Origin of the sequence: Porphyromonas sp. CAG:1061, from assembly GCF_000435035.1 — a bacterium.
Taxonomy (GTDB): domain Bacteria; phylum Bacteroidota; class Bacteroidia; order Bacteroidales; family Porphyromonadaceae; genus Porphyromonas_A; species Porphyromonas_A somerae.
Genome location: NZ_HF988890.1, coordinates 1 through 14,843, shown reverse-complemented (window position 1 = coordinate 14,843; position 14,843 = coordinate 1). Strand labels below are relative to the sequence as shown.

General features: G+C 44.3%; 11 protein-coding genes and 1 tRNA gene. 1 reads left to right on the top strand and 11 read right to left on the bottom strand.

The genetic code is table 11. The annotated features are described in order from the left end of the window. Window positions 1-484: 484 nt before the first annotated feature. Window positions 485-1,855, top strand: coding sequence for an alpha/beta hydrolase (locus QVO39_RS02905; protein ID WP_288171695.1), 1,371 nt, complete (start codon window positions 485-487; stop codon window positions 1,853-1,855). 242 nt (window positions 1,856-2,097) lie between these two features. On the opposite strand, the gene QVO39_RS02900 is transcribed toward QVO39_RS02905, so the two are convergent. From QVO39_RS02900 to pncB, 11 genes are all read right to left on the bottom strand, one after another. After that, entirely contained in the window at window positions 2,098-4,851 is a 2,754-nt protein-coding gene (locus QVO39_RS02900) for an AAA domain-containing protein (RefSeq protein WP_021902951.1), read from the bottom strand. 1,091 nt (window positions 4,852-5,942) lie between these two features. Further along, on the bottom strand, window positions 5,943-6,410 hold the full coding sequence (locus QVO39_RS02895; protein ID WP_021902949.1) for a hypothetical protein: 468 nt from the start codon (window positions 6,408-6,410) through the stop codon (window positions 5,943-5,945). Window positions 6,411-6,615: 205 nt separating this feature from the next. Next, on the bottom strand, window positions 6,616-7,083 hold the full coding sequence (locus QVO39_RS02890; RefSeq protein WP_018028599.1) for an ExbD/TolR family protein: 468 nt from the start codon (window positions 7,081-7,083) through the stop codon (window positions 6,616-6,618). A gap of 12 nt (window positions 7,084-7,095) precedes the next feature. After that, on the bottom strand, window positions 7,096-7,689 hold the full coding sequence (locus QVO39_RS02885; protein ID WP_021902948.1) for an ExbD/TolR family protein: 594 nt from the start codon (window positions 7,687-7,689) through the stop codon (window positions 7,096-7,098). A 29-nt stretch (window positions 7,690-7,718) separates the two neighbouring features. After that, the gene (locus QVO39_RS02880; RefSeq protein WP_018028597.1) at window positions 7,719-8,201 is read right to left on the bottom strand and encodes a hypothetical protein; all 483 of its coding nucleotides are present in this window, start codon (window positions 8,199-8,201) and stop codon (window positions 7,719-7,721) included. A gap of 21 nt (window positions 8,202-8,222) precedes the next feature. Then, entirely contained in the window at window positions 8,223-9,056 is an 834-nt protein-coding gene (locus tag QVO39_RS02875; RefSeq protein ID WP_021902947.1) for a MotA/TolQ/ExbB proton channel family protein, read from the bottom strand. 59 nt (window positions 9,057-9,115) lie between these two features. Further along, window positions 9,116-9,203 (bottom strand) — tRNA-Ser (locus QVO39_RS02870). Between the two features lie 173 nt (window positions 9,204-9,376). Then, window positions 9,377-10,183, bottom strand: coding sequence for a TatD family hydrolase (locus QVO39_RS02865; RefSeq protein ID WP_021902946.1), 807 nt, complete (start codon window positions 10,181-10,183; stop codon window positions 9,377-9,379). Next, window positions 10,183-11,151: a polyprenyl synthetase family protein gene (locus QVO39_RS02860; RefSeq protein ID WP_021902945.1), complete on the bottom strand. Its 969-nt coding sequence runs from the start codon at window positions 11,149-11,151 to the stop codon at window positions 10,183-10,185. Before QVO39_RS02860 ends, QVO39_RS02865 begins: the two co-directional genes overlap by 1 nt. A gap of 12 nt (window positions 11,152-11,163) precedes the next feature. Beyond that, window positions 11,164-13,167, bottom strand: coding sequence for an OPT family oligopeptide transporter (locus QVO39_RS02855; RefSeq protein ID WP_021902944.1), 2,004 nt, complete (start codon window positions 13,165-13,167; stop codon window positions 11,164-11,166). Window positions 13,168-13,188: 21 nt separating this feature from the next. After that, complete coding sequence (gene pncB / locus QVO39_RS02850) at window positions 13,189-14,382, bottom strand: nicotinate phosphoribosyltransferase (RefSeq protein ID WP_021902943.1); 1,194 nt, start codon at window positions 14,380-14,382, stop codon at window positions 13,189-13,191. Window positions 14,383-14,843 lie beyond the last annotated feature (461 nt).

Sequence of the window (14,843 nt, the reverse complement as noted above, 5' to 3'; positions counted from 1 at the left end):
CAACAGCTTGTATATGATCATTCGTACAACATCTCTTCTAATGCGTCACCCATGCACTGCGACCCAACCATTGCAAGGTATTTCACGAGTAACGTATCGCTTCAATCCGTCGCAATGGAAGTAGCAACTCATACTGTGATGGACAGACCGATGGACCCGAGTACTCACCATCGCACTAGGAGGCAGCTCTATGAATCTCTATGTGAGTGGGAAAAACTTGAGATGCAACTAAGCATTTGCTTTGTTGCATCTCGTCAATTGCTTAGTTGCAACTCGCCGATTGCTTAGTTGCATCTCGGCAAACGATTTTGTATGGCTTTGAATTTCAGCCGGTTGTAAAGGGCCCTTTCTGACCCTATTGTAGCTGGCTTTTTTCACTCGTCTTCTTCTAACGCGTAACCCCTGGATATGGTGGTACTACGATGATGGATATCGATTATTCTGTTTATATTTGTTGATAGTTAACCAGTTACATTGCACTATTATGAGATGGACATTATTTTTTACTTTGACGCTTTGGGCTATGACGTGTCATGCCCAAGTGGTCGGTAGTTGGCACGGTGATTTGCGGGTGTCGCCCACTTATGCATTGCCTTTGGTGCTACATGTCTCCGAAACAGCTGAGGGGTATCGGGCGTCATTGGATAGTCCCGACCAAAATGCCGAGGGGATAGTGGTGGATGAGTTTGTTTTTCAGCCCGATTCTCTAATGGTGCGATGGCAGAGTGAGTCGATAGGGGCTAGGTTTCAAGGAACTTTGCAAGGGGATACGATCAAGGGACTTTTTGCTCAAAGAGGATTATTCGCACCACTCAATCTCGTGCGAGGGGAGTATAAAAAGGTAGAGGAGCAGCTCCCTTACCAAGTGACCGAGGTAAAGATTCCTTCGGCCGATGTGGTCCTCTCGGGCACTCTTACAGAACCATTGGAGGGCAAAGCCACCACAGCGATTCTATTAGTAGCTGGTAGTGGACCGAATGACAGAGATAGTAAGATCGGACCTCATAAACCGCTCTTTGACATAGCCGACTACCTTACTCGTGAGGGATATGCCGTACTGAGGTACGATAAGCGTGGAGTGGGACACTCTACTTGCACTTTTTACGCCTCAATGCTCTCCGATTTTGAAGCAGATGTGGAGGCCGCTCTCACCTATCTTCATTCGCAAGGTAAGTATCAAAAGGTGGGGGTGATAGGACATAGCGAAGGAGGCCTGCTAGCACAGATGGTGGCTGCTGATTCACCTTCACTCGTTGACTTTATAGTGCTTTTGGCGGCTCCTGGGGTGAATGGTATAGAGACGATTGTCTTTCAGAATCAGGTGATGATGGCGGATCTGATTGAGCCTGATAAATGGGATGCTTTTGGGGAGGTGACGGAGGAGCTATTTGGTAAGATAGCTTACCACTCTACTAGCAGAGCGAGTGATTCACTGCTGATTGCTGAGTACTTTGATAGGGTGTTGCCACTAGTGAAGGAGGAGCGACGAATAGAGACTGAGCGAGTGGTCCAAAGTGAGGAGTACCGACGAAATATGATTGGAGCTATCTCGTCACCATTCTATAAAGGATTTTTGAGGACTGATCCCTCAATCTATCTCCCGCGAATTACCTGTCCAATCCTAGCCCTCAATGGAAGTAAGGATATGCAGGTGGAAGCGAAACGAAACTTGTCACAGATAAAGAGCCTTGCGACCTCCTCCCCAACTGTCACCGTGAAAGAGCTTGAGGGGCTCAATCACCTCTTTATCCCCGCCAATAGTGGGCACCCCAGCGAGTACCTTTTCCTGCCCCCAGGCTTCTCCTTAGAAGCCCTCTCCACCCTCCTCAATTGGCTCCACCAGCAGCACCTCTAACCTCAGTGATAGCTCATTGACAATGGTAGCTGACTGCCCCTCCACCCACCTTCGCAAAATCATTGGAACGGGTCGATCGTTGATAAGCAAGTACCTCTAATATGCGTTATCGTTACACATCTGGTGACTGTTGCATATTTGGAGAATGGCTCTTCGTGCAATATTCTTCAATAATACCCGACTAAAGCAATAAAAACTCAGCCTGCGGAATTGAGGTGAAATCTGATCTTTTAGCTTGTTTGTTACATTCCAGTACTTTGTTGCGATATAGCCTTATTTACCAGATTTTCTTCTAGTTGTTTTTTAATGCTATTTATTGTTATGGTATCTGTTGTAGAAATACGATATAAAGGAAGATCGTACTTGTAGAGAATACTATCTTTAAGTTTGTCTCGCACTTCTTGAACAGAACTTTCCTTGTGAAAGTGCCACCCATCTACCTCAATCACCATCTGTGGCCGCTTGGTGATATTATTATAGATTAGAAAGTCGACATGAGCAAAGGGGCTTTTTGCAAAGGTTTGTTCTTCTTCATTTAGAACTGACCAACTTGAGATTAGTTTTGAAAGAGGATAGTGACATACAACAGATAAATTATGTAACTCTAGCTCTTTCAAGGCTTGTGTTAAAATATTGTACACGAGGTTCTCTGAAAGATATTCTGACACTTTCGGATGGTCTGCCTCATAGGCTAGTCTCTCAGCTGTATATTGTTGGTAGAGAATGTCAAACACCGAATGTAGTTTGCTATCAACTACCTCAAAATTATTGTACTGAATGTAATCAATAAGTTGATGTAAATTCGTATCTTCTGGTATATTGTTACCTGTGCAAACAATACAGAGATGTGTTTTAGCTCGTGAGATGGCCACATTCAGTATATTAGGGTCATCGGAGAATACTGATGGGGCATTATCTACCATACTTATTATAATAGTGTCGCATTCCCGTCCTTGGTACTTATGCACTGTGCTTGCAATATCCTGTCCCAATGCCGAGTTGATGGCATTAGCTTGATCTCGATATGGAGTAATAATCCCCACACTCCCCTTATCTGTATATTTTGGTAACACCTCTTGTATTATGACATCAACTTCTCTTTGATTGAATCGTCCACGTGCATGATTACCTTTTACAGTCCGTACCACCTTTAATACTTCACTTTCATTGGAATCATTAGTCATAGTAATAAGTTCACCATCGTAAAAACGCTGGTTGCAGAACTCAATAATCTTCGGATGACAACGATAATGCTCTCGCAGCAATGTCGTGGGTGCATCCTTGAATATTTCTGTGCAAGATTGTAAGAAGCTATGTGTCACTGCATTGTAGCAATCAGGCACATTATAACAACTCTGTATTGCATTAAAAGCAAGTGCCTCTACTTGACTCACAACATTGGGTAGCTGCTTGTCATCGCCAACGATTACCGCATTTGTTGCACTAGATAAGGCTAAAGCTCCAGTCTTAATATCCACCTGAGAAGCTTCGTCCATTATTACATAGTCAAACACATAGTCTGGGCTAATGTTGGAGTTTGACTTATATGTACTGCTCAGTACAATAGGGTACTCTTTTAAGAATGCTTCTGTCCTGCACTTGAAATCTTTATAGGAAAACAACTGTCGATCACCCCCTTTGTAGCGTTGAGCCATTTCATTTTTGAGCAACTGTAGTGATGAGTTAGTCAGTGTTTTCACGCTATTGTGGAGATCTATAGAAGCCAACCTATTGGAGATTTGACTAAGTTCATTTTGGATCTCCGCTTTTCGACTGCTGTAATATACCTTTTGCAAGCTTTCAGTCACTTGGGATATATCGTTCTTCAAGAAAGAGAACATCCGCACACCAAGGACAAATGACCATTTCATTCTAAACCAAAGGTTAGGTTTCCTTGATTGCTCTTCCATTAACTGGATAAGCGTGAGTAATTTCATCAGCTTTTTAGAAGGCTTACGATATAACCACTCCGTATTCAATGAGTGAATACCATTTTGCGAATCACTATAGTATTTCTCTGTCATCAAAGCTTGATACTCCGCCTTGAGTTTTGCCTGATTTGTCTGGTCATCAAAGCCCTGTGATACTGTCTTAAGAGACTCCTTAGCTACCTTCTTCATCGTGGATAAATCATTTATCAGCCATCCCTCCATATTAGGATAAAATGGAACTTGTTGGTCAATAAAGGATTTTTTATTTTCTGCATTACCCAACTGGGCAACGATAAAGCCTAGCCCTTCTTTTTCCAGTTTCTCTGCTACATTAGCAACTGCGGAGTTGTTGTTGGAAACGACCAATACACTCTTATCCGCTAAAAGCAAATTAGCAATGATATTAAGAATAGTCTGTGTTTTCCCTGTACCCGGAGGTCCTTGGATAATACTGACTTGATTAGTCAAAGCAGCCTCTACCGCACTCTTTTGGCTTGCATTACATCCGAAAGGGTAATAGACTTGCTTTGGTAATGAATAAGTTGCCAACTTTTTCTTATTCCCAAGGTATTGAGCAAGAGAAACATTGTCTCGCTTTAAGTCTATCAAGCTATACCCTTTTGATAGAACGTTATTTCCTTCCTCATCACAAAGACCGGTCTCTTCTGCAAGCTTATTGAGATAATCCCATGTCGATCCGCCACACTCATTTATAGGTGTACGGGTAATATATACATTCTTGTCCTCAAGGCTTTCGGCATAACCATTGGTATAGGTTATACGATAAAAGCTGAGATTATGATCTGAGAATCGAAGTAATTCAGCGATACCAGTAATACGCTTATTATTTATATACAGTCCTTTATTATCTATGTCTACTACCTCTGGTTGTGTTAAGCAGAGTAAGCGAGCTGGATTGTATTGAAAAACACGTGGAGAAGTTATAAATCTAACTGCCCAATAACCATTTTCATTCCTCTTTATAGATGCAACTTGTTCGGTGATAAACTTTTGCCTATCACCCTTTCTTTCCAAATCTACAATCATACACTGCCTTGCATCCATAATAGAAGAATATTGGTCAAATTAAAGAACAAAAAAACTATTGACAACAAAACAATCAATATTAGGTATTCGCTTAAAACTTGGTCAGTTGTACCTAATAATTTTGTTTCTAACTATAGATTATCTTACTTATCTCAGGTTGAACTATAGTGTTCCCCATTTTTAGACAATGGGGTGGCGTTATTACTTCCGCTGTTACAAACGTACTCATTTTCTTTTTCTTTACATAGCCCTAGTTTGACCTCTGAAGTATATTTGGGGTGGTTCTTGGACTTTATGAGGAGTGAAATACTGATTTCATCAGGGTAATTGTTTTTTCAAATTGAAACGATCTCACCAACTTCTATTTTGAGGAAAGTAAGCCGAGTGGTTAAATGGCTAAGTTCGGACGAACCGAAGAGAAAAGAAAAGGAGCGATTGCGAGCTCTTTGTGTTAATACAGATGGATTTATTCGTTACTACTTGTCTATTGGGTGGTCAATAACATACGAGTACAACTGAAAGCTAAAGGAATCCCATCTACCCATTTAGAAAAATCAAAATTTGTTGTACACAGTAACCCTTGAAAAAATGACAACCATACTAATATCAATTACTTGCACTCAAATAGGGGTCAAACTTAGGTTAAGAGAGGGAATAATAGATAATTCGTTACTGGACGAACAGAATCCTAATGCTAAGGCGTATCAAGCGGACAAGCAGTCAAACGGCAGTGAAGGATACTGTCCCTAAAAAGTGTGTAAGCCCCAATAATGCTATCTTTGTAAAATAAGAATTAATAAGTTAGCGTTTCTAGGAAAAGGCGGAGATGTTTCTTAGAGTTGAAGTTCACATAGGCCGTTACATCATTAGAGAATGTTGCATGAAGTGCCATTCTCGTACATTTGAAGCAATTGTGCTGAGACTTTGCACGAAGGATGAGATGCCAGACGCTGAGGGCAAGGTGCACGTAGGGCACCAGGCACACACAAAAAGATGAGACCAAAGGGAGCGTACTCACATACGTGGCCTAGGCCGATTCCCGAAAGCAACGCCGCAGATCGCCTTCGTGCAACAGTCTCCATTAGTAAATTGACTCTTGATATTCAAGATTATTTCTTTGTCTCTTCCTCATCCGTGACTTGGTTACGGTGGAGCTCTGTGAGGAGATATGAATTGAAGTAGTAGAAGAAGGCTACTTTCATCGTGTTGGATAATCCTCGTTTGCCACTCAAGATAAGCGATAAGCTGGATTTGTCAATCGCTAGCTGACGGATGATATCATACCTCTTAATACCCAATTCTTTCATCTGCTCTTTTATCCACTCTACGGTTATCTGTTCTAGATCTAATTGATATACCTCCGCACGTATTTTGAATTTTCTCTCGGGGTATACGGTTCGTCCAAAGACCTTTAACTCCTCTTGATTAAGTAGCCAACCATTGAGAAGTCGCTTCTCGGTTACCGTTACTACATTGTTTTCATCTGGTGTCGATACATCAATGCCTAAGAACATTCCGATACTCTTGCGTATCTGGAAACGCTGCTCTTCTGTTCTTGTTTTAGTCTTATTCTCCATCTTTATTAGTTCATTTACTGAATCTATAATTTTAGTTCTCTCTGTATACTTTGGTATTGCAAATATACGTAAATGTTTGTTTTAAGCAAACTGATTGATTGCGATGGAAGAAGCCGGTGGAATCGATGCCTAAAAAAACATCGCCCCTACGTGGTGTAGGGGCGATGTCGCCTATCATGTGTTGGCAGGATAAAGTGGGTAACTATTATTCGTTACTCTTTATCGCACTGTAGAATATCTTCAGTGCATCTGCCTCTCTTAGTCTCTGCTTAACGTCAGTTACAAGACCCATCTTAGTATCTTTGTCAATCTTAAGGATGGTAGTCATGTAAGGGGCATCTGCCTCTGACATAGACGACTTCTCCTGTGCGATATAGTCAAAGATTTCTGCTGTAGTCGCGAACTTATCGTTAAGTTGAATTGTAGCCTCAGTACCGTACTTATCTTGGTACATCTGAAGTGGCTGACCCATATAGATATAAGTAGCTAGTGACTTCTTCTCCATCTTCGTTAGTTCCGTAGCATGGGGAAGTGAAACCTGTACCATCATAGTCACTTCACGCATTGAGGTTACCATCATAATGAAGAATAGGAAAGCGAAAATCAAGTCGGGAAGCGACATGGTATTCAGCTCTGGTACTTCACGGGTGCCACCTTTCGTAAATCTGCTCATAATGTGTACTCGTTACTTATTTTTCTTACCGTACTCTTTTGGGTTAGCCTCAGATATCTTCTGAGGGTACATATCTACCATTACTTCTTGTTGTGCTGTTGAAGCATCCTCCAGTGATACACCAAAGAACTTCTTACACATCATATCTCTTACTTCCATATAAGCTTTGGTAAGCTCATTTTGTACTAAGATATAGTCACTATACTTAGTGTCCACATCATTAGTCAGTGAGATAACGTGGTTCTTAGTTACTTTCTGTGCACCAACCAAGGCAAATGTCTCCACTGTACGCTCCGCGAGGTCGGCACGATCATTCTCATTGAGAACGAACTCCTTAACCTTCTCGCGTAGTCCGTCAAGATCCACCACCTCGCCATTGGCAAGGATTTGTCCACGTGTATTAACCAATACACGGAGCATATTTCGGCGGTTAACGTCAATGGCCACATCTTGTTGATCTGGTGGTACAGATGGTGGTAATTGTCTTGCCAAACCACTATCTGATCCCATAGATGTAGTTAGTAGGAAGAAGAGTAGCATGATAAAAGAGATATCGGCGGTTGAAGACCCATTGATGCCGGGTACTTTTTTCTTTCCACGTGCCATTTTAAATCCTTTCTTTTAAGTGTTACTTCTTACTTCTTTGAGCGTAGAGCCCCTTTAATAGCAAATACTATAAGTGCAAGGATATTGATGCCCAGCACCACGTAGATGCTGTATAGCCACATATCTGCAAACTTAAGATAAAAGTCTGTATTGTATTTTTGGAAATCTAAACTCAGTGATACTGGATCCGTAGAGCCAATGGCGTACGTAATCACGAGTAGCACAATAATTGCTATGAATGATACAAGACCAGTGAGTGACGCACGGCGTCTCTTGGGGTCTTTGAGGTTGCTAGCAAATCCCACAATGGCAAATCCTATCATCGCTAGGAGCGTAACGCCCAGTGCGCAGTACATTAGATAGAATATTGCATTAGTAAACTTTGGCTCTGGCTTTGCAGCATTAGGGTCAATGTACCCTCCTGCGAAGAAAGCGATGGTTACTATTATAGTAAGGATGGCTAGAGCAAGTAGTGAATAGCTTGAAATCTTTCTGATTTTACTTACTGCCATAATATTTCCTTTCTTTTGTGATTATTTGCGAGCAAACTTCTCCTGGTGAGCTACGATAGTGTCTACAAGAGTGATAGAGCTATCCTCCATCTTGTTGAGTACACCCTCGTACTTAGATAGGATATAGTTGTAGAAGATCTGAAGGATCATAGCTACGATCAGACCGAAGATAGTAGTGATAAGAGCTACCTTCATACCTCCTGCTACTACTGTAGGAGAGATGTCACCTACTTGCTCGATCTTATCAAAAGCGGTCACCATACCGATCACGGTACCCAAGAACCCTAGTGATGGAGCAGTAGCGATAAATAGAGTGATCCAAGACATGTTCTTCTCAAGAAGACCAGCCTGTACACCACCATAAGCAGTGATAGAACGCTCAACTGCCTCGATGCCTTGATCGATACGGCTGATAGCCTGGAAGGTTACAGAAGCTACAGGACCTCTAGTGTCGCGTGCTAGCTCTAGTGCACCGTTGATATCATTAGCTTGAAGCCTTGCATCAATTTCGTCTAGGAACTTCTCGTTATTTACATCTGCTAGGTTGAGGTAGATAATTCTCTCAAGGCAGAATGCTAGACCTAGGATAAGTACGATAGCGATAGCAGCCATAAACTCTGCACCACCCTCGATAAACTTAGTCTTAAGTGCTTGGTGGAAACCACCCTCATTTGCTACAGTGATATCCTCAGCAGCCATTTCCTCAACAGGAGCTGCTACCTCAGCAGGAGCTGCTACCTCTTCAGTAGTCACCTCAGAGTCGGGAGCTTGTGCCTCGTCTTGTGCAAAGACTGCGTTTGCTGTGCCTAGTGACAGCAATCCAAACAGTGCGATACTTGCTAGAAATTTTTTCATTGTAAGTTCTCTTTTTAAGTTTAGTGATAAATTACTTTCTTATTCATATTATATTAATGCGGAGAGAGAGGGATTCGAACCCTCGATACGCTTTAGGCGTATACACGCTTTCCAGGCGTGCCTCTTCAACCACTCGAGCATCTCTCCAGTTGATTCTTGGACGGTTCATTGTCCAATTACTCTACAAATCTAATCTATTTCTTTGTATCTACCCACTTTTGGGGCGGTTTTTTGTTGTTTATTTGTTTTTATTCTCTCTTAATGTCTTGTTTTTTGTGCCGTAACTCATTGATTGTATTTGAATTATTGAGCTATAGCACTTATATGTGCAGGTTACATATTTTTTTTGAATTGTCAAATAAATGTTGCCTCACCGCCACCTCCGGGAGTGCATATACCTCTTGTAGCTTTTCGACTATCTTCGTGAGGTAGGCGGGTTCATTTCGCTTGCCTCTGTAGGGTACTGGTGCTAAAAAGGGGGCATCGGTCTCTACCACCACCCGATCAATAGGGTAGCAAGAGAGATAGGAGGCGAGTGGGTTATTCTTAAAGGTGAGTGTCCCATTAACGCCGACCATAAAGTTGGGTAGCTCATCTCTTACCCGCTCTAGTTGCCGCTTGTCCCCACCAAAGGAGTGGACGATGCCTTGCAGGCCTCGCGCCTGATAGGTAGCTAGTAGGTCAATGGTTTCCTCTTCGGCATCTCGGCTGTGAATACTCACCGGTAGGTGGTATTGTACTGCCCAATCCAATTGGCGTCTAAAGACCTCTTGCATCTCCTTTTGATACTCCATGCTCCAATGGTAGTCGAGCCCTATCTCACCAATTGCAATAAATGATTCACTTGATGAGGCCAACTTCTCTTCCACAAAACGTAGCTCACTCTCCCACCGAGCATCCACATTGGTGGGGTGTAGCCCAATCATCGGACGGCAATAGTCGGGGTAACGCTTAGCGAGTGCCATCATCAGTGGATAGCTCTCGCTGTCGATGTTGGGCAAAAGTGCATAGGTGACACCTGCCGCTTTACTCCGTGCTATCACCTCGTCCAAATCCTTGGAAAAGTCAAGCCGAGGCGACTCGTCCTGATAGTAAAGGTGGCAATGTGTATCGATGATAGGGATCATCACACCTCTCTTCTTACTAGGGTAAGGAATAGTTGGCGAAGTGGCTCAATATTCTCCTCAGCTACTGATAGCTGATCCAGTATCTTTGTTGCCTCCTTGCTTTGTCGCTCCACCTCCTCAAGGGCTGCATCGCGAATGCCTAGGTCGCTGTATAGCTGAGTCATTCTAGCAATCTTTTGATCATCCTCCTTCAGGTCAAGGGCTGCAAGTACCTCCTTGCTATCCTTAGCATAAGCAGAGAGGAGCAACCAAGTCCGCTTCCCTTCAAGGATATCCCCACCTTGCACCTTTCCAAAGCCTGGCTTGCTATAGATATCTAGGTAGTCATCTTTGATCTGGAAGGCTAGCCCCATCTTTTCAATTGCCTCCCAAAGCAACTTCCGGTCTGCTTCAGGGGCATCTGCCAAGTAAGCACCTAGCGAGGCCGCACCGCAAAATAGATAAGAGGTCTTGAGCCGTATCATTCCGAGGTAGTCGCTCATACTCATCTGACTGAGTGGCAGCTGCTCAAAGTCCATATCATACTGCTGCCCTTCGCAAACCGCACTCCCCATATCATTGAATATATCAAGAGCATGCGGTAGCTTCTCTGGTGAAAGCTGTGCTAGATGCTTGTAGGCCTCTATCAGCATCCCATCACCAGAGAGGATGGCAGTATTAAGGCCCCATTTCTTATAGACCGATGGCTTGCCCCGTCGCATTGGAGCATCGTCCATCACATCATCGTGGAGGAGCGTGAAGTTGTGAAACAATTCAATCGCCCGCATCGCGGGTGCCACAGCCTCTACTGCTCCGTTTGGCTTATAGGCTTGGTAAGAAAGCAGTAGTACCAATGGTCTCAGTCGCTTACCTCCCAAGTCCATAATATAGGCCATAGGATCATAAAGGTTTTTCAGCTCCTTATTCTCTAGTCCCAAGTGGCTCATTACCTCTTGGACCGTCTCTAGAACTTTTATCTCTATACTCATATATAATATGTGTTATGCCTCAGGCGTAGCCTTTTTGCTTGAGCGAATCAAATAGGTGAATATAGCTAGGTACATCACCACAGTGAGTACATGGCTCCATGGGTTGGCTTGCCATGCAGTGAGAGTTAGCTCAGCCCCAGCTAGCTTCAGGATCGCACTCACCACACCCATCAACGCACCTCCAGCGATAAAGCCCGATGCAAGTAGGGTACCCTTATCCTGACGAGCCTTATTGAGCTTCTCGTCCTTGGACCTTGTGCTGAGATACCAGCTGATAAACCCACCTGCCAATAGAGGGAGGTTAAGGTGTAGAGGGATAAACATACCGAGTGCGAATGGTAGGGCAGGCACCTTTACAAAGGTGAGCAGTAGTGCCAAAGCTGCACCAATGCCGTAGAGAAGCCATTTAGCTCCTGAGCCAGTCATGAGTGGCTCAATAAGAGCCGCCATCGCATTGGCCTGTGGGGCTTGTAGCGCATTATCGCCTGTAAACCCGTACGCCTTCTCAAGTAGAATCACCACGCCACAAACTGTAGCTGCAGAGACTAGAGTACCAAGGAACTTCCAGCTCTCCTGCACCTTTGGGGTAGTTCCCAGCCAGTAACCGATCTTAAGGTCAGTGATAAAGCCGCCCGCCATAGAAAGAGCAGTACAAACCACCACGCCAATCACGAGTGCCGAAACCATACCACTTGGACCCTCCATGCCTACCGCCACCAGTACCACACTTGCTACGATGAGGGTCATAAGAGTCATTCCTGATACCGGATTAGAGCCGACAATCGCAATAGCATTCGCTGCAACGGTGGTGAAAAGGAAGCCAATCAGAGCCACAAGTATCAGTGCTATCACCGCCCACATAAGGTTACGCTGTACCACCCCAAAGTAGAAAAAGATGCCGATGCAAACGAGTGCCAAAAGGATACCCCAAACCACCATCTTCATAGTGATGTCTCGGTCGGTACGAGGTTGGTTGCCCTCCTCATTATTGCCCTTTTGCTTGAGCTCTCTATTTGCGAGGCTCACCGCACCAGTGATGATCTTTCGGTTATTATAGATGCTGATAAGTCCTGCCATAGCTATACCTCCGATACCGATGTTACGACCATAGTGGAAGAAGATATCCGTTGCACTCATCTCTCCAATGGTCTGAGTGATGCTAGGATCTCCAAAGGTAATGATATCGCCACCCCAAACGAGGTTCATCATAGGTACGATCACCCACCATACAAGTGCCGATCCAGCGCATATAATAGTAGCATACTTCAAGCCGATGATGTAGCCAAGACCCATCACCGCTGCTCCGGTATTGATGTTGAATTCTAGCTTTGCCTTTTCAGCAATGGATTGTCCCCAAGGCAATACCTTTGAGCTAAACACCTCGTGCCATGCCCCAAAGGTGGAGACGGCAAAGTCGTAAAGACCACCAATCAATCCCGAGATAAGCAGAGGCTTTGCTTGGGCACCTCCCTTTTCGCTACTTAGTAGTACCTGAGTGGTAGCTGTAGCTTCAGGGAAGGGGTATTGACCATGCATATCCTTCACAAAATACTTACGGAATGGGATAAGCATCATTATTCCCAATACACCGCCAAGGAGCGAGCTGACAAATATCTGTAGGAAGTTGACAGTCATCTCAGGGTACTTCGCCTTTAGGATATAGATAGCAGGAATGGTAAAGATAGCACCAGCTACCACCACACCACTCGAGGCTCCTATACTCTGAATCATCACATTCTCTAGAAGAGCTCCCTTTCGCTTCGTAGCTGTAGTAAGTCCTGCAGCAATAATGGCAATTGGGATCGCTGCTTCAAATACCTGTCCTACCTTGAGGCCCAGATAGGCTGTAGCGGCACTAAAGATCACCGCCATAATCAATCCCCAACCGACACTGTAGGCGGTTGCTTGCTTCGGATTTTGCTCTGGCCCCACTACAGGGTGGTAGCTCTCTCCGGGCTTCAGTGGGCGATACGCGTTTTCCGGCAACTCGCCTCTTCTAGTCTGTTTGTTTTCCATGATTTATTATTTTGCTCTAGTTCATTGCTTAATTCCGAGAGTCCTCTGTGCCAATTCTATCTCCTCGGGGTCGCCAATGTGCTTGCCCTCTACATCCGATAGCTTAATACAGTGGTGCCACTTCTGTCGGGGAGAGATTTGGCAACCGATCAGCTTCATCACAATGTTTCTTGGCACCGTATCATTGCCCACATCATTGGTGAGATTGGTGCCCACACCAAAGGTGGCTGGGATACGAGAGGCACAATACTCCTTGATCTCCACTGCCTTGGGGATAGTGAGGCTATCACTAAATACAATGTACTTCAGCATCGGATTGATCTTCAGTTCCTCGTACCTCTTAATCGCCTTCTCTACAAACGCATAAGGGTCGCCACTATCGTGTCGCATCGAGGTGAAGAGCATCGCATGCTTTTTACTAAAGTTTTGCATAAAGACATCGGTGGTATAGGTATCGGTGAGCACCGTTCCGAGGTCGCCGTCATAGACATTGATCCAATCCTCCATCGCCATATAGTTGGCCATCTTGTAGCCATAGATCGCAGCGTGAAACTGAACCCACTCATGTGGGTGTGTACCAGTCACTCTCAAGTGGTGCTTCATAGCGTAGTAGACGTTACTAGTGCCATAAAGGCTTTCGCCAGCATGCTCTTTCAGAAGTTGCGTTACCGTATCCTCCACCTCGGCACTAAATCGACGTCTCATGCCGAATAGAGATACCTGTAGCTTGTGCTCTTTCATGATCTGAGCCTTCTCTATCGTCACCTTACGCACATGCTCCAAGTCGGGCTCCTGCCCAGTCACAAGATAATAGAGCTCCGAGACAATGGCTAGGATAGGGGTCTCCCAAAGAGTAATCCTATAGAGCAGTCCTTCTGCGGTGATATGGAGGTGCCCCTCCTCATCTTGGCAAACCTCCACCTCCCGTGGGTCAAATTGATAGCCCCGCAGGTAGTCGATATAAAATGGCGGAATGTAAGGGCACTCACGACTGAGGAAATCTGCCTCCTCATCCGTTAGCCGTAGAGAAGTCATCTTGTGGAGCTGCTCCTCCACCTTGCTCGCAAACCCTTTTGGATAAATAGTATTTGCCCTATCTACAAAGGCAAATCTCCCCCTTGCCCTTGGAAAAAGCTTAGCATAGGCATAGCTCGTGCTAAACTTATATAGGTCTGTATCTAGGATACTTCGGATAATACCTGCTTGGTCTTCCATATTAATATGCCCCTTTTCCCCCTTCTATTTTAGTTTTGATTATGGACAAATTTAGCATTTTATGCGGAGCTATCCAAACATGAGCCCATTCCAAGACAATTATTGTGTGAGGAATAGTGTTGCTACACCCCTTTCCTACTAAGCCCTTATTCCGTAGCCCTGCGGAACGTATTCCGCACGCATACGGAATCTATTCCGCACGCGTGCGGAATATGGGGTTGTTGTAGGACCCCTTTTAATCGCCAACCTAATGTGGGGATTCCTGATATAGTGAACACCAATTATTCGCTATTCCTGAAAATGTAGACACTATGGACCTTACTTTCCTGAATGTGTATACAAAACGCCCTTACGACCCCAAGGGTTACGCATTAGAGGCATCAACTTAAGCTGCCTTCCTTATATTATTACTTGTACTAGACAAAGGGATAAGGACCTCGGAGAGGTCCGATTTGTTGTAG

Bases quoted from the DNA above. Each gene is read 5' to 3' on its own strand.
- QVO39_RS02885 (WP_021902948.1), bottom strand. From the start codon at position 7,689: ATGGCACGTGGAAAGAAAAAAGTACCCGGCATCAATGGGTCTTCAACC.
- QVO39_RS02875 (WP_021902947.1), bottom strand. From the start codon at position 9,056: ATGAAAAAATTTCTAGCAAGTATCGCACTGTTTGGATTGCTGTCACTA.
- QVO39_RS02855 (WP_021902944.1), bottom strand. From the start codon at position 13,167: ATGGAAAACAAACAGACTAGAAGAGGCGAGTTGCCGGAAAACGCGTAT.
- QVO39_RS02880 (WP_018028597.1), bottom strand. From the start codon at position 8,201: ATGGCAGTAAGTAAAATCAGAAAGATTTCAAGCTATTCACTACTTGCT.
- QVO39_RS02860 (WP_021902945.1), bottom strand. From the start codon at position 11,151: ATGAGTATAGAGATAAAAGTTCTAGAGACGGTCCAAGAGGTAATGAGC.
- QVO39_RS02905 (WP_288171695.1), top strand. From the start codon at position 485: ATGAGATGGACATTATTTTTTACTTTGACGCTTTGGGCTATGACGTGT.
- QVO39_RS02890 (WP_018028599.1), bottom strand. From the start codon at position 7,083: ATGAGCAGATTTACGAAAGGTGGCACCCGTGAAGTACCAGAGCTGAAT.
- QVO39_RS02865 (WP_021902946.1), bottom strand. From the start codon at position 10,183: ATGATCCCTATCATCGATACACATTGCCACCTTTACTATCAGGACGAG.
- QVO39_RS02900 (WP_021902951.1), bottom strand. From the start codon at position 4,851: ATGGATGCAAGGCAGTGTATGATTGTAGATTTGGAAAGAAAGGGTGAT.
- pncB (WP_021902943.1), bottom strand. From the start codon at position 14,382: ATGGAAGACCAAGCAGGTATTATCCGAAGTATCCTAGATACAGACCTA.
- QVO39_RS02895 (WP_021902949.1), bottom strand. From the start codon at position 6,410: ATGGAGAATAAGACTAAAACAAGAACAGAAGAGCAGCGTTTCCAGATA.